The organism is Belliella pelovolcani, assembly GCF_900156785.1.
GTDB lineage: Bacteria > Bacteroidota > Bacteroidia > Cytophagales > Cyclobacteriaceae > Belliella > Belliella pelovolcani.
In genome coordinates, this window is record NZ_FTOP01000026.1 from 1 (window position 1) to 15,585 (window position 15,585).

The following is a 15,585-nucleotide window of genomic DNA, read 5'->3' on the forward strand; positions in this document are numbered from 1 at the left end:
TTCACTCATCTTAGGATCATTTAATAAGTCATCAATTGTCTTTTTCTTGTTCATATTGTGTAAAGTTAGCAGACACACTTAAATGAACAGTCTCTCTACATTTAGAAATTCGGAGATATTTTGGATGATTTCAATGGTGATTTTAGTCTCACCTCTTTCGTATTTGGTATATGCAGCTTCTTTTAGACCTAAATGTAAGGCTACTTCTAAGGCTTTTTTCTGTCTCAGTTTGCGGAATAGGGACAAGTTCAAACCGACAGTTTGGTTGTCTAGGATTGTAAATCTAGGATTTCTATGTTCTTTCATATTTTAAGAGATCATATTTTCCAGAATCATCATCATACTCAAGAATTTATTACTTCATAACGTTCTGACATTTTTCGCATAAAATTTTCAAATTCATCTTTATAGTGTGGTTTAAGAACAGCCATTTTGAATTTTGTTTTTGCAAAGAATGATACAACGAGCCAATCATTGAAACTTTCTAATAGGTACTCTTCTAGCCAGTTCGTTTCTGGTCTTAAGAAGAAAGTTAGGTTGGGATAATGCAGGCTATTAAGTTTTCGTTTTATCCTGAAGGCTAGTTCTATTTGAAAATAGTCTCCTTTGTCAATTCTTTTAATCACCAATTTCGGTCTTTCTTTTTTGAATTCGCATGGTCTCATCCAAGACCTCATTGGTTTGCCTTTTACATACTTCAACCCTCTGGTATGAAAAAAATACACATACTTTTGTGTTAGCAAGAGATTATAAGCTTGATGCCATAATTTGAAAAGTTGTTTACCCTTTTCTAATTCTTCGCTGTTTGGAACAAAAGCATCATGCCAAGATGAATTGCTAACAGGTGCCAGTTCCCGCATTTTGAAGCAGATTTTTGAGAGTTCTTTTTGGTCATGACTCATGGCCAATTCACTTCCGTCATCTTCATTAAAATGAAAAGAAGCAAAAGTCTTAATTCTTTCTCTGTCTTTAGAAATAACACCATGGAGAGGCACGAGAAATGGATAATGATTTGAGTGAAATGAACTCAGGTTTGTATCTGCCAAAGCAAATCCTAAAGCTTTGTCAGTAATTGGTAGGTTTTCTGCTAAACTTCTTGGCAGGATTTCATCTTTTGGAATATCAAGATCATCTTTTAACTCAAGAAGTGGATCGCCTGGCTTGTAAAATGATGGATACTTGGATCTTAAATTTATATCAAACCCTCTCCTATCATTAAAGATTTGAAGATACTTACTCCGGCCCGTTTTTGGATCAAAGAAATCAGGCCAATAATATTCCTCAAAGCTGGCAGCCTTAGAATACCGCATTTGATTCCATAAGGCAAAATATGCATATCTACTTAAGTAGGTTTGATCAGTATCAAAATTGCAGCTCACAAGAAGTTCCTTCTCTGTAACTTTCAAATAAACCAGTTTTTTTGGCTCTTCTGGTAGTTTCACAGAAAGTGTAAGTATTTCATTTCTAAAGCTCAGTTCCTTTGTTTCAATTCTAATGTAGCCATTTGGATTTCTGAATTTTGAATTTGAATTCAGGGTTTCTTCTGTGAGACAAAATGTACCCTTCTCAAATGGTAGTCTGAAGAATTTTTTTTCGTCAATAATTTGTACCTGCTTGTCCATAATTTTTATCTTTAAGCTATAAGTCTTTATTCAGAGGTCGTTAAGGTTGATAGTGCTTTTATCTTATTTCTACACATAGATTCCACCAATTCAATGAAGGATGAAACTTTATCATAAAGCTCTTCTGCATCTTTTCTTGTAACAGAAAACTCTGAAGCGTATCTAGCCTTACCATAGCTTTTACTTAGAATATCAAAAAGTCTACGTTCTGAAGGTTTTTCTCCTACTAGTATATTAAATGGGGCATCTGAAAAGCTCCTGCATAAGCCCAGTAATCGATAAATATTATGAAATTCTGATCTGTAAGCTATATGAACTCGGATTAGCCCTATACATGATTGTTCAACTACTTGATGCAATAAAAAAGCTGTGATATTATAGTTCCCTTTCGCCAGACTTTCCCTGGCACACTCAAAAAATCCGTGTGCTAGAGAGATTCGATGAGAAAAGTATTTATTGGCCTTTTCCATAGAACCATTAGGGTTAAATTTTGGAATGGGATCAATATTAAAAAATCCATCTTTAGTGTAAACCGGTTTTCCATCGGTTAGAACGGTAATGAAAAATCGATTATTGGAATCAATTCCTTCCTTTATAGTGCTCTCCCCATGGCAAATGATAGTTATTTGTCCAGCGCTGTAATGTGCATTGACAAAATCTTGGATCTCATAATCAATTCTCGTACAGGACTCCGTACATATCAATAAACAATGATGTTGGTGCTTTACTTCCTTGCTGCCAAAACATCCTTCAATTTGATTTTGAAGTGTTTGTTGCCCGAAAGAAATGATCCTGGTCGGTTGGAATTTATCAACCAAAAGCATTATTAAGTTTTTGAAGTGTACAGCTAAATCTTGATCGGATTTTAGGATTTGAATTTCCATAGGAATATATTTTATTTTGACCACAATTAGTTTACAAGCCATGAAGCGTCACTATTAGCGAAAGGCATCTCTAGAAATCAGGGATTTAAGGAATTGCCCATGAATTGATTGGCTTGTATCTGATGCAAATTCATGAATGCCTCCGGGATGAACTATTCCATTGTGGAATATCATATTCAAATAAAGGAATAAATTATTCAGGCTGATATCCAGCCAAGAATGGCATCCACTGTCTATTTCTAAGAGTAAAAAATCAATGTGCCTATTAATATTTTGGGTAGAATTTCTTAATTTCCCTTTCTAATAAATCAAACTATGAAAGAGAAGATCCACCACGGCAGAAATGTCAAGCGCTTTAGGGAAATGATGGGCATTAAACAGGAAGTCTTGGCATTTGAACTGGGGGAAGACTGGTCTCAGAAGAAGATTAGCCTTCTTGAACAAAAAGAAGAAATTGAAGAGGAGTTATTAAGGCAGGTTGCGGAGATTTTAAAGGTGCCAGTTGAGGCGATTAAAAATTTTAATGAAGAGAAAGCAGTAAATATTATTTCTAATTCCTTCACCTCCCACGATAATGCAACAGGATTAATTTATAATCACAACCCTACTTTTAACCCCATTGATAAGCTGATTGAATCATTGGAAGAAAACAAAAGGCTCTATGAGCGCCTGCTGGAATCAGAGCGAGAGAAGGTGGAAATCATGAAAAAGATGCTGGAAAAATAAGGAAAAATACCTTTCTGTGAATCAGGAAGGTGTTTTTAATTGATATAGAGGATGTTATGGGATTTAATTTTGCAGAAAAACGAGATATTAAAGAACAGTAGAAGTAGATAAAAAAATATTTTAAGTTTCTCTAAGTGAGTCAATAATAGGATTTCTACTTTGACATATTTTTTATTCACCCCACTTTTTAATCCGGACATCTATCTCTTTTTTCATTCTGGAAGTTGTGTACATGCTATTCAATTTCAGTAAATATTGAAGTGATGACACTGCTTTCCCTTTAGAGCAAATATCATTATCAACCAAAAGATCAAAAACCCAAAGTAAACCATGATATTCTAAGTGGTGACTATCTGCACATTTTGTCACAAGTTTGTCACTACTAAGCACAATTTCGGCTTTCAATTGAATAGCGATATAAATCACTGACCTATCTTCTTGAGATAAACCTTTTGGAAAATGAAACTGCTCCATTTTTGAGAAATCCTCTTCATGAAGGTTGTGCACGGCTAGTTTTTTAGCATCCTTGTAAGCTTCAAGTACTTGTTTTTGTTCCTGAAACAGTTCATTCAAGACTTCAACGGTTGTGTGAAACTCTAAGTCCAATTGAAAAAAATCAGAAATCAGATTTAATTCAATAAGATCTATAAAAATACAAGCATCAGTAACCGTTATCCTCATCAGATGACCAAGTTTTCCTTTCTAAACTCAGCCAACTTTTGATTTTTCAAAGAAGCTGCTTTACTGATACTGATATACTCTTCTGCCAATGCCCTAAATAAGAGTTGTGAAAAACGGTTGGAATGCTCCACTCCTTCATACTCCACAGGCTCATTGACTCTGTAGCCTAATTGATTGAATACCAAATAAAATTGTTTAAGGTAATTGTCCGAAATCAGGCCTAGATCTTTGGCTCTATAAACCAAAGCTTGCATGGATATTCCATACTGCTGTTTGATAGCACCTATTTCATTCATTGACAATCTGTTTCTTTTTCCTCCCAGTTCATTCCTTAAAGTTTCTTTTGGGATTAACATCGCTGTTGCAAAAGCATGACAATATTTTTCCTTCAACTTTTCTTCATAGCCATTCACATCCAATAGAAGATGTCCTAATTCATGTAAGGCAGTGAAACGCTTTCGGTCTAATTTAATATCTAACTTAGACTTATTCAGTACGATTAATGGAATATCTTTCCCGTTCACCCAAGTTGCAAAGCCATCGAAAGATTCTTCAGAATCAATTTCAATTACTTTGACATGATGATCTTCCAAGAGTTCTGTAACATTGGAAATGGCATCTCTACCTAGGCCCCAAGCATCTCTTAACTTTTCTGCGGCCTGTTCAATATCTTCCTGCGAGCTTATTTTCATTCCTTCAAGCGGATTGTCAAATTTAGTTTCAATCCCCAAAATTTCCTCCAATTCGATATAGCGACTAAGCTCATTTTTAGCAATCTCTACTATCCTACTCTTTTCCTTTGTTGGATAGTTTTTGAGTTTTCGGAATTCGATTTGCCCAAATTCAATCTCAGTATTGGCATTGAAATAATCAGGTCTGACTTGTAGTGCCTCGGCTAATATCCCAATCATTTCAGAATCAGGTACAACCTGTCCTTGCTCGTACTTACTTAAAGCTTGCTTAGTGACATAATTATTTATTCGGTCTGCCAGACCTTGCAGGGATAAGCCATTCATCAATCGGGCTGATTTGAGACGTTCTGCTAGATATTTCATTTGTGTAATATGTGTGATTGAATATAAAAGTAAACGCAAATATAGATATTCAGTTTACATATATCCAATAATTTTGATAATTGTCAATTAAATATGACAAACGGTCACTGACATAATAATCGGAAATTCCTGTCATTGTGACATATTTTAAGTGAATTGAGTAAATTTCCAATGTTTTGAACTAGGTTGACATGTTTGGTTGTTTATTTGATAATTGTAAACCAAATATTAAACTTATGGATAAAAACAAACATTTAGATTCAGTTATTTCGACACATCAGATAACTAAAGAAGAAATACTTTTTGACAAATACGTTAAAAAGAAAAATGAGGTTAAAGAAGCCTTGGAAGAACAATACGGAAGCAATATCTATACTCCGTTCAACTCGGGTTCTTATGCTAAGAATACCGCTATCAATACAAAATTTGATTTTGATTTGGTAACCCCATTCAAACGTAATGCTTTTGGCTCGAACGGAACATTAAAAGAAATGTATGAAGATGTCTATGATTTTCTTTACGAGAAATACAAAGATGTTGCAGTGGTTAAAAAACAAAAAGTTTCAATTGGTTTGGAGTTTTACGCTGACAGTGATGGGGATGTAATTAAAATTGATGTTGTTCCTGGTCGAGAGTTGTCCCAAGACCAATACAAGGAAGATGAAAACTTGAACTTGTATGTGTATTACAAATATGGAAATATTGATGCAGGCAGTGAGCGAATTAAAACCAATGTCAAAGCCCAAATCAATAATATTAAAGACAGAGCTACGACTGAAAAAGATTCGATAAGAAAAATTATACGTCTTTTAAAAGTTTGGAAAAACTCCAAGTATAATTATCCTACTAAATCTTTCTTTTTGGAGCTAATAACTATTAAATCATTTGATTCTAAATGTATTACTGGAAGTATTTGGGACAAACTCGAAACTGTCTTAGAATATATTAGGGACAATGTAACCAAAGAAGATTTTACATTAAAGGACCCTGGCAATAGTTCGAATGATTTAGCTGATACTTTGACTTCAACCGAAAAACAACAATTGTCGGATGATATGAAAAATATGCTTGATAGAATTGAGGATAATGATGAGAATCTGAAAACGTATTTTCCTGAAAATTCTAAGTTTAAAAAAGAAGATACCAACAATAATCAATATGGAAAGAACAGTGGTATGCCGATTCCTCCACCTAAACTAATTTTTGGATAATTATAATGAGCCAAAGAGTAATTGAAATCAATACAGTAGTAGAGAGCATTCCCGATGTGAAAATTGTTAAGCCATTTGTGCAGAGCAAAATTGACATCGAGGGATGTGTTACTGTTTTTGTTGAAGGATTAGAGCAACCATTAGAATTCAATGTTACTATTCATCCTCAGTATCCGTTTAAAAGCCATGAAACAGAAACTATTAAGTTTTCTAATGATGATTTGATAGAGCATAAACATATTATGCAAAATGGAGCCATCTGTATTCATACAGCACATACTCCTGTTTTGTCCCAAAAACTAATTTATGATATTGAATCTGTAAAGGCTTGGATTAAGAAATATTACATCAACAAAGAATCGGATAATCATTATGAACATTTAATTGTACCACAAAAAGCATTTAATGAAAATCATTTTGTCTACTTCTTCAATGAAGTAGATTATACTTTCCATAAAAACCAATTTGGCTTTGTTGACTATTCCATAATGAACAATGGAGTTTTTCACAAAGAGAGTATTCAGAGCAGTATTTTTCAGTCTTTCTTAAGTAAGGATAGAAAAAAAATAATAGATGTCGATTGGAATTTCCAACTTAAAAATTTACCTAAAAGCACCGGATTATTCATCTTCGTGAAAGATGCACCAAGTAAAAATCAACGTTGGGTTTTTGATGAATGGAAAGATTTCGAAGCTATATTACCACAAGATTTTTTGAAATTTCTACACAATGTCCAAGAAAGACTCGTAAAAAAGGAAGCAAAATTGCTTCCTTTATTTGTAGGGTATAATATTTCTGAAACAGAAATTCATTGGCAAGCGATTATATTGGAAATTGGTAATTTTCCTATTTACGGCGAAAAGATAAACAAACAATGGTTTACAAAGATTAGTGAAGTTAAGTCTATCGATTGGGCAATGACAAGAAATTGTTCGTATAGGTACTTTTTTGGGAGAGGAAAACTAAGTGACCGAATAACAGAAAGTAAAATATTGATTATTGGCATCGGAGCTATAGGGAGCATAGTAGCTAAAACATTGGTAAGATGTGGCTGTCGAAAATTAGGTTTTATAGAATATGATGTAAAAGAACCAGAAAATGTTTGCAGGTCGGAATATTCTTTCTTTACAGGAATTACCAATAAGACCAATGATTTATTAAACGAATTATGCTTGGTTTCTCCTTTCTTCGAACCTGTTAATGGTGGTTATGATTATTCAGAAGCGTTTGATTTTTTCATTAAATCACACTTGGCAGACACAAGTATCAAAGCCGAAATGAAGAAGCATCTTGACAATTACGATATAATTATTGATTGCTCTACCGACAATGACTTGCTTTACGTATTAAGTCAGTTAAATATAAATTCAACGCTTCTAAATCTTTCAATATCAAACCACGCAAAACATTTGGTCTGTGCGACGGAACATAATCGGTATGAATTTATAACATCCCAATTTGGCGGAAATATTCTCAAATTTGATGTTGATGACTTACATAATCCTACAGGCTGTTGGAGCCCAACATTTAAAGCTTCTTATAATGATATAAACGTTCTTGTGCAGACTGCGATAAAGCAGATAAATTTGAAATTAGAGCAAGAAAAAACATTAAGGAATTTCGTTATTGAAACAGATGATATGGGTGGTTTTAACATTAAAATAAAAGAATTTTGATTTTAAAAATAGAAAAAATAGGATTAAGTCTTGAAGTAGAGGACGAACTGCTGAATAAACTTCTGGAAATAGGTAAAACTCACTATCCTAAAGAATTTGGTGGATTTTTGATTGGGTATTATTCCGAAGACAATAAGCATCTGCATATCACAGATAAAATACTTCCGAAGAAGTATCAAGCATCAAAGTATAATTTTGTACGAAGTACAAAAGGAATAGAAAATGAACTTGCAGAATTTTATGCAGAGAATTTGAGAAAGATTTACATCGGAGAATGGCATACCCATCCAGATAATAGTCCTAAACCAAGCGTAACAGATATTTCGGCAATAAATACAATTATAAACAGCAAAAAGACTTCCATCGCAAATCCAGTTTTATTGATAATAGGATATTCCAAGACAACGGCAGACTTTGGATTTTACGTTTGGTTTGAAAATAAATTATATAAATATGAGTAAAGTAGATTTAAAACAATTATTCAATGGGTTGCAGCAACAGATGTCTGCCCAACTAAATACAAACAGAGAGTTTATTGACCATCCAGGTTCTAAAGGAGATGCTTTAGAAAATGCTTGGATAGATTGGTTGCGAAAATATTTGCCCAATAGATATTGTGTTGACAAAGCAATAGTAATAGACCACGAAGGCAATACGAGTCAACAAATGGATATTGTTATTTACGATAATTGGTTTACTCCGTTTATTTTTACTCAAAACGGATTTCATTATATTCCGGCAGAAGGAGTGTATGCGGTTTTTGAAGTTAAGCCTGATATACAAGGTAATGTGGGTGAAAAATCCTATATCGAATATGCAGGAGAAAAAATAGAAAGTGTAAGAATGCTTAAAAGAGAAGCTGCAAGCTTCATTAATGGCGGAATAAAAATCACTCCTCGTCCGCTAACAAAAGTATTAGGGGGAATTCTTTGTAGCACTAATGGTTTCACACATAAGAATAATGATACCATTGAAAAACATATCAAAGCTTTAGAAAATCTACAGAGTATTGATTTGGGTTGCATCGCTGATTATGGTAGCTTTTATATAGATTATAATCCAAACGCTGAAATTACAATAGTTGGGCAAGATGCATATTTAGAATTTTATGCTAACAGAAAATTTAATAAGATGAAGTTTAGCGAAGCAAGTCATTCTTTTGTAACATTCTTTATGCAACTAACACGCTATTTACAGCAAGCCATTGGTACAATCCCTGCAATAAATCTGAATGCATATTTGAAAAATATTGGGGAAGAAGTTGATGAGCAAATTTAACGTTTAGCTATTAATTCCAATTTCAGAATCAATGATTTTATCTAAAAGGCTTTTATTTAATCTTTCAATTAAGATTTTGAAGTTGTCCTTAAACCAAAGCTGAGAATATGGCGATAACACAATTTTATCTATTAGTTTCTCAATTTCAACTGGAATAGAGAATCCGCTTGACAAGCCTTGCTTATATTCTTCAGTAGAAGGGTTTCGCTTTTGGTTATTTGATGTGGCAAAAACCCTTATTTCTTTTTCATCTTCGTAAAATTCCTTCTTTGTAATTGCTAAGTTGGTTTTGGTGAGACTCTCTGCGTCAATATAGTTTTTGTATTTCACCTCACCAATCTTAAAAAAATCAATGTCATAAAATGGGCTCTTCTCGATAAAATCTATTGTGGAAAAATCCTCATTTAATTCTGGTACACCATCAACTGATTCAATACATTGAATCAATTTTGAAACTGTACTTTTGATGGCAACACCATTTGGGGATCCTCCAAGATAAATCTTCCATAATGCATATGATTCAGCAGTATTTAAAGACCAACAACTCACATATGTATTTTCTTTAAACTTTCTTGCTATTGAAATTTCCTTCTCTAATGTTGAAGTTATTTTATTGATCGGTAGGCCTGTAGCTAAATAGTACTTTTTTCTATTATCTATGGACATCAATGGGATTTCCATTTCAAATTTGTCCTCCATTTTAATCGCATTTGCAAAAAATAAGGATCTATGAAGGACAAGATTAATAAATTTTTCCAATGACATGTATCGCCAAATTACTTGATTACCATGAAGCGACCCAGTTTTCTCAACTTTCATCTTGATACCGGTTTAAACCATATTCGCATACTCAACCAATTCCACATATGTTATTTTTCCAATTTTTTCTATCCTTAACACTCTGAAAGATGCTCCTCGTAAAAAAAGATATTCTAACTCATATTTGTTGTTGGAAATAGTTGAAATATCTCTTGCCTTACTTCCTTTCCTTGCAGTTTGAAGTTTCAATACTACTTCTGAGTTTTTATAATCTTCTATTGATGTGGATAAATAATTTGGAATTTTAATTATACTCCCCTCTATCATTCCTTCCCATAAATCATTAGTCATATGAAATAGTTTTATATTGTTTGCCGGCGGAATTTTGTCCAAAGCCCTATCCAAATTTTTGATAAAAATATTACAATTCCTATCCAAGTTGTTTTCTCTAATTTTCGCATTAATCCACATAGAACTATGGCCAGTGTATGCTAGAATATGTAAAGCATCACTTTTTGTAAGCTGAAATTTTTCAATTCCATCAATCACTACATGGCTTTCGTTATTGTACTCTTTTGAAAGGAATGATGCATATGCTCTTTCTAAATCTGCATATGTAAATCCATCTAAACCAACTATGTATGATTTTTTAAAATTAGGATCTTCTAACATAATATAAACTGATATATTTGTTTATTGGAGTCTCCTCCACCATCCCCATTTCCCTTTTTTTTACTTCATACTTCCCTTCTATCCTTACCTGCCCATTCATCAACACACATCACCATATTATTTATATATAGGTTGTAGTTTTTTCAAAATTTGAAGCATGGGCCGATATCATTATATATTATGGGATGAATAATAATTATCAAAATATCTCATTGATTTTAAAGTGTTTATTACAAGATTTTTACTTTAGAAAGTACTTCTAACCTCTTTTTTAAATGAATACACAAATTAATTGTAAGTTGCTTAATTAGAGATTTATTTCACCACTCCTATATTAGTTCATAATTCTCAAATTCCACCTATATTTCGTAATATTCTTCCTTAACCCTCCTTTTTTATCTCATAAGCATAGCGACCGGACGAATTCTTTAATTATATTTGACAGGAATAGTCTAGTCAGTGGATAAGGAATGAATAATTTAGGAAATAGAATCAGGGTGATTAGAGAAGACAGAGGTCTCCTACTTCGACAAGTGGCTGCTTTTATTGAAGTAGATACTGCCTTGATGAGTAAGTTCGAACGTGGGGAGAGGAAAATCCAAAGGGAACAAATTCCAAAAATAGCCCAATTTTTAAGCGCCAGCGAAGATGAATTTATCTTACTTTGGATAGCCGACAAAATTATTGAGGATATCAAAGGGGAACCTCTGGCAATGAATGCATTAAAATTTGTAGAAAGTAAACTTAGCGTATAAAGATATTTTAGAACATGTTTGAACAGACTTTTAAGAATATAGATGATATCCTTCATAAGGATGCAGGTTGTGGAAGTGAATTGGATTATGTAGAGCAGACCTCGTGGGTATTGTTTTTGAAATATTTGGATGATCTCGAGAAGGATCGGGCAATCGGTGCCGAACTAACGGGAAAGGACTACTCTCCTATCATCGAACCCACTTACCAATGGTCTGAATGGGCTGTTCCAAAAGGAAAAGATGGCAAGCTGGATCATCATCTGGCTATGACTGGAGATGATTTATTGGATTTTGTGAATAATAAGCTTTTCCCCTACCTCAAAAGCTTCAAGCTATCAGCACTGGGAGCAGATACCATTGAATATAAGATTGGTGAGATTTTTAGTGAACTGAAAAACAGAATCCAAAGTGGTTACAACCTTAGGGAGGTGATCAACTTAATCGATGAACTTCGCTTCCGCACCCATGCAGAAAAGCATGAAATGTCTCACTTGTATGAAGACAAGATCAAAAATATGGGAAATGCAGGTCGTAATGGTGGTGAGTATTATACCCCTAGGGCTTTGATTACCACAATCGTCAAAGTCGTGGCCCCAACAATCGGAGACAAAATCTATGATGGTGCTGTGGGCAGTGCAGGATTTCTTTGCGAAGCTTTTGAATACTTGAAATCAGAGAAAGAACTCAGCACTACGGAATGGGAAACCCTTCAGAAGCGTACTTTTTATGGCAAAGAGAAGAAATCTCTGGCCTATATCATCGGTATCATGAATATGATCCTGCATGGTGTAGAAGCTCCGAATATCATCCATACCAATACCCTAGCCGAGAACCTTTCTGATATTCAAGAAAAAGACCGCTATGAAATAGTCCTTGCCAACCCTCCTTTTGGGGGAAAAGAGCGGGCAGAAGTACAACAAAACTTTCCCATCAAAACTGGTGAAACAGCTTCCCTCTTCTTGCAGCACTTTATCAAGATTATGAAAGCAGGTGGCAAGGCAGGTATTGTTATCAAAAACACCTTCCTCAGCAATACCGATAATGCTTCTGTAGCCATCAGAAAGCATCTGCTAGAAACTTGCAACCTTCATACAGTACTAGATTTGCCAGGAGGAACATTCACTGGAGCTGGAGTCAAAACAGTGGTTTTGTTCTTCGAAAAAGGAAAGCCAACCCAAAAAGTCTGGTTTTACCAATTGAATCCCGGTCGAAATCTTGGTAAGACCAACCCACTTAATGTAAATGACCTAGCAGAATTTGTTGACTTACAGCAATCTTTTAAAGAGAGTGAAAACTCTTGGACTATCAACATCAAAGATATAGACCAAAGTACTTTTGACTTGAGTGTCAAGAATCCCAATAAAAAGGAAGAAGCAGCTCTCCGTTCCCCAAAAGCCATTTTGGAAGAAATTAAGGCTTTGGATGAAGAAAGTGAAAAGGTTTTAAACTCAATTTTGGATTTGATATGAAGCAAGGTTGGGCATATAAGAAATTAGGAGATTTAAGTAAAAATAAAGATGCAATAGTTTCTGGTCCTTTCGGATCAAATCTCAAAGTATCAGATTATAAAGATTCTGGAGTACCAATACTACGACTTCAAAATGTTGGAAAAGGGTTTTTTATAAACAAAGACATTAAATTTGTTTCTATTGAAAAGGCTGAGGAACTAAAATACCATTCTTTTAAATCAGGTGATTTAGTATTGGCTAAACTTGGTGTACCAATCGGGAAAACGTGTATTGTGCCAAATTCTTTTACACATGGAATTATTGTAGCAGATGTTGTAAGGATTAGGCTTGATAAACACATTGTAAATTACAATTTTCTTGAATACTTTTTAAATACTGACGGAGTTGTTGCTCAACTAACAGGAAACATAACCGGGGCAACAAGGCCTAGAGTAAATTTATCAGATGTAAGAAATATAGTTATAGGATTACCACCTCTCCCCGAGCAACAACGGATTGTTTCTATTTTAGATGAAGCTTTTGCCGCCATAGCCAAGGCAAAAACCAATTCCGAACAAAACCTCAAAAATGCTAAAGAGCTTTTTGAAAGTTATTTAAATTCAATCAAAGCAAAAAAAGTTGATTTGGGAAGTTTAGTTGACATTAAGACAGGTAAATTAAATTCAAATGCTGCAGTTGTAAATGGTGAATATCCATTTTTCACTTGTTCAAGAGAAGTCTTTGCAATAGATAAATACGCTTTTGACCTTGAAGCTATTTTATTGGCAGGTAACAATGCAAGTGGGGATTTTAATGTGAAACATTATAAAGGTAAATTTAATGCTTACCAAAGAACCTACGTCATTACTGTTAATGAAAAACAGAAGATTTTATATCGTTACTTATATTATCAATTGCTAAAAAGTTTGAAGGAGTTTAAAGAAATGTCAGTTGGAGCGAATACAAGATTTTTGAAATTGGGAATGATCCAAGGTCTTAAAATTGCTTTGCCATCAATTGAAGAGCAGCGAACCATAGTCCGCCTCCTAGATGAACTGCGAACCAAAACACAAAAATTAGAAGCGGTGTATCAAAAGAAAATGGATGGTTTGGAAGAATTGAAAAAGAGTATTTTGCAGAGGGCTTTTAGTGGGGAATTATAATTAAATTAAATTTTGAATCTATATGTCAGATAGTAATCATAAACTTTACCTTGGGATGTTTTCATTTCAATTAAAGAAAAGAGGTACGAGTGATAGTGAAAAAATCTCTATTAATGATTTTCTTTCACAAGCTTACCCAGAGGTAGAAAATAAATTTCAGGATGGTTTTGCAGAGGAGATTATTTCTTTATTTGAAAAAAAGACTTTTAAAAATAAAAAAGAAACCCATGGAGGTACTTTGGAAGAAAAATCAATTGCTTCTGTAAATCGCTATTTCGATATTGTTATAGATGGAGGTCTTACTGGAATCCAACAATTTATAGTTGATACTGATGGGTCTAAACAAACTGTACAAAAAGAAAAAATTATTGGATTGAAATTTTATGCAAGGTTTTGGATGCCTGCTGGAGGTAAAACAGGTTATTTATTCATCCAACGATATAATAGTTTGAGTATTAAACCACTCTTTGATGAAATTATAAATGCAACTCTCTTAAATCATGGTTTTATATTAGCTGGAAAATATAATTCATTGCAAGCAACAACTACAAAGAAAAGGCTTGAATTATTTTTAAAAAATTCGTCAATTAGGGATGTGACAGTGATTAGTAAAAATAGTAATCATGATACAGGATCAGGAGATGCTCAAACAGTTACTGTTAAATTAAAAAATATCAAAGTATCAAATGAAGAAAAAATTATAGATAAAAAAGTAGTTTCAGATGCTTTAAAAAACCACGGATTTACTCTAGGAAATCGGGAATATGAAATGACAGCTACTTATGAAAGTAAAATTGATGGTAAAAAAGAAGAAGAGAAAACTACGAAGCTTGGAGCATCAGATGATACAATCAATATAATTCCAAATATATTATTGCCAAATCATTGTGTAGATGAAAACGGATACCCAGATTTTTCTCAATTAAAGCAATTTGTTGATAGAGAAATAAAACAAATAAAAATAGAATCAAAGATTTAAATGATTGATTTCAATACATTGTTTCAAATCAAAAAAGACGCTATCTCAAGTATTAAATCAGATAGTGAAGGCCAACTAATTACAAGTACGTGGCCGAATTTTTTATACACATTATTTTTCATTTTAATACCAATATTAGTTGCTGTTTTGCCATGGTTTATTTGCATAAAACTTACTGAAATGGCCTCATATATTTCTACAGGTATTTCAATATTTACTGGCTTATTTTTCTCTTTAATTTTAAATATTAGTTCTAAAATCAGAATTGAAAAAGAAAATATAAATATGGATTTTGATAATTTTCAAAGGTTTAAAGAAAATATGCGTCAAATTTCCAATATCACTCAGTACCTAATAATTTTAGGAATTTTGATTATGGTAGTAGTTTTTTTAAATTTCTTATTCAATTTTAATGAATATAAAATTGAAGCAGCCTTCACAAGTTTAGCTTTATTTCTACTTATTAGATTTTTCGTTTGTCTATTATTCATGCTCCAACGTTTTTATTTTGTATTAAGAGATGAAATCAATAATATCCTTTAAATATGAACGAATCAGAAACCCGTGCGGAATTAATTGACCGTATCCCTCCGACCAACCCCATCTTGTAAAGAATGGATTTTATTTTGGACGGTATTCTTCCCAGTTTGATGGGAGAAGTTGATAAAGGTCTTTT

At 33.3% G+C, this 15,585-nt stretch carries 17 protein-coding genes; 10 read left to right on the top strand and 7 right to left on the bottom strand.

Annotated features, from left to right (window positions below):
- Positions 1 to 78: 78 nt before the first annotated feature.
- From BW935_RS17485 to BW935_RS17495, 3 genes are read right to left on the bottom strand one after another with little or no spacing between them, the layout of a single operon-like run.
- Positions 79 to 306 carry a helix-turn-helix domain-containing protein gene (locus BW935_RS17485; protein ID WP_076503077.1) on the bottom strand — a complete coding sequence of 76 codons (228 nt, stop codon included), beginning with the start codon at positions 304 to 306 and terminating at the stop codon, positions 79 to 81.
- Between the two features lie 38 nt (positions 307 to 344).
- Positions 345 to 1,622, bottom strand: coding sequence for a hypothetical protein (locus tag BW935_RS17490; RefSeq protein ID WP_076503078.1), 1,278 nt, complete (start codon positions 1,620 to 1,622; stop codon positions 345 to 347).
- 26 nt (positions 1,623 to 1,648) lie between these two features.
- Positions 1,649 to 2,506: a HEPN domain-containing protein gene (locus tag BW935_RS17495; RefSeq protein ID WP_175606694.1), complete on the bottom strand. Its 858-nt coding sequence runs from the start codon at positions 2,504 to 2,506 to the stop codon at positions 1,649 to 1,651.
- Between the two features lie 315 nt (positions 2,507 to 2,821).
- On the opposite strand from BW935_RS17495, the gene BW935_RS17500 reads away from it, so the two are divergent.
- A complete protein-coding gene (locus tag BW935_RS17500; RefSeq protein ID WP_076503080.1) occupies positions 2,822 to 3,232 on the top strand; it encodes a helix-turn-helix domain-containing protein in 411 nt (136 codons plus the stop codon).
- 171 nt (positions 3,233 to 3,403) lie between these two features.
- Here BW935_RS17500 and BW935_RS17505 read toward each other — a convergent pair whose 3' ends face one another.
- Both BW935_RS17505 and BW935_RS17510 read right to left on the bottom strand, forming a co-directional pair.
- A complete protein-coding gene (locus BW935_RS17505; protein ID WP_076503081.1) occupies positions 3,404 to 3,913 on the bottom strand; it encodes a PIN domain-containing protein in 510 nt (169 codons plus the stop codon).
- A complete protein-coding gene (locus tag BW935_RS17510; RefSeq protein WP_076503082.1) occupies positions 3,913 to 4,968 on the bottom strand; it encodes a helix-turn-helix domain-containing protein in 1,056 nt (351 codons plus the stop codon). The genes BW935_RS17505 and BW935_RS17510 overlap by 1 nt, the downstream gene beginning before the upstream one ends.
- Positions 4,969 to 5,204: 236 nt before the next feature.
- Here BW935_RS17510 and BW935_RS17515 point away from each other — a divergent pair, with 236 nt between their 5' ends.
- From BW935_RS17515 to BW935_RS17530, 4 genes are read left to right on the top strand one after another with little or no spacing between them, the layout of a single operon-like run.
- Positions 5,205 to 6,179, top strand: coding sequence for a nucleotidyltransferase family protein (locus BW935_RS17515; RefSeq protein WP_076503093.1), 975 nt, complete (start codon positions 5,205 to 5,207; stop codon positions 6,177 to 6,179).
- 5 nt (positions 6,180 to 6,184) lie between these two features.
- Positions 6,185 to 7,855 carry a ThiF family adenylyltransferase gene (locus BW935_RS17520; RefSeq protein ID WP_076503083.1) on the top strand — a complete coding sequence of 557 codons (1,671 nt, stop codon included), beginning with the start codon at positions 6,185 to 6,187 and terminating at the stop codon, positions 7,853 to 7,855.
- Positions 7,852 to 8,316 carry a Mov34/MPN/PAD-1 family protein gene (locus tag BW935_RS17525; protein WP_076503084.1) on the top strand — a complete coding sequence of 155 codons (465 nt, stop codon included), beginning with the start codon at positions 7,852 to 7,854 and terminating at the stop codon, positions 8,314 to 8,316. The genes BW935_RS17520 and BW935_RS17525 overlap by 4 nt, the downstream gene beginning before the upstream one ends.
- Positions 8,309 to 9,133, top strand: a complete 825-nt coding sequence (locus tag BW935_RS17530; RefSeq protein WP_076503085.1) for a DUF6602 domain-containing protein — start codon at positions 8,309 to 8,311, stop codon at positions 9,131 to 9,133. The genes BW935_RS17525 and BW935_RS17530 overlap by 8 nt, the downstream gene beginning before the upstream one ends.
- Before the next feature lie 3 nt (positions 9,134 to 9,136).
- Here the strand turns inward: BW935_RS17530 and BW935_RS17535 are convergent, their stop codons facing one another.
- Positions 9,137 to 9,952 carry a hypothetical protein gene (locus tag BW935_RS17535; RefSeq protein WP_076503086.1) on the bottom strand — a complete coding sequence of 272 codons (816 nt, stop codon included), beginning with the start codon at positions 9,950 to 9,952 and terminating at the stop codon, positions 9,137 to 9,139.
- A gap of 12 nt (positions 9,953 to 9,964) precedes the next feature.
- The gene (locus BW935_RS17540) at positions 9,965 to 10,564 is read right to left on the bottom strand and encodes an ADP-ribosyltransferase (protein ID WP_076503087.1); all 600 of its coding nucleotides are present in this window, start codon (positions 10,562 to 10,564) and stop codon (positions 9,965 to 9,967) included.
- Positions 10,565 to 11,034: 470 nt separating this feature from the next.
- On the opposite strand from BW935_RS17540, the gene BW935_RS17545 reads away from it, so the two are divergent.
- The 5 genes from BW935_RS17545 to BW935_RS17565 are packed head-to-tail and all read left to right on the top strand — an operon-like array spanning position 11,035 to position 15,452.
- Positions 11,035 to 11,319, top strand: coding sequence for a helix-turn-helix domain-containing protein (locus BW935_RS17545; protein ID WP_076503088.1), 285 nt, complete (start codon positions 11,035 to 11,037; stop codon positions 11,317 to 11,319).
- 14 nt (positions 11,320 to 11,333) lie between these two features.
- A complete protein-coding gene (locus tag BW935_RS17550) occupies positions 11,334 to 12,788 on the top strand; it encodes a class I SAM-dependent DNA methyltransferase (RefSeq protein WP_076503089.1) in 1,455 nt (484 codons plus the stop codon).
- Entirely contained in the window at positions 12,785 to 13,930 is a 1,146-nt protein-coding gene (locus tag BW935_RS17555; protein ID WP_076503090.1) for a restriction endonuclease subunit S, read from the top strand. The genes BW935_RS17550 and BW935_RS17555 overlap by 4 nt, the downstream gene beginning before the upstream one ends.
- 22 nt (positions 13,931 to 13,952) lie before the next feature.
- The gene (locus BW935_RS17560; protein ID WP_076503091.1) at positions 13,953 to 14,909 is read left to right on the top strand and encodes a hypothetical protein; all 957 of its coding nucleotides are present in this window, start codon (positions 13,953 to 13,955) and stop codon (positions 14,907 to 14,909) included.
- Positions 14,910 to 15,452, top strand: coding sequence for an LTA synthase family protein (locus tag BW935_RS17565; RefSeq protein WP_076503092.1), 543 nt, complete (start codon positions 14,910 to 14,912; stop codon positions 15,450 to 15,452). It abuts the gene before it with no gap.
- The last annotated feature ends 133 nt before the right edge of the window (positions 15,453 to 15,585 follow it).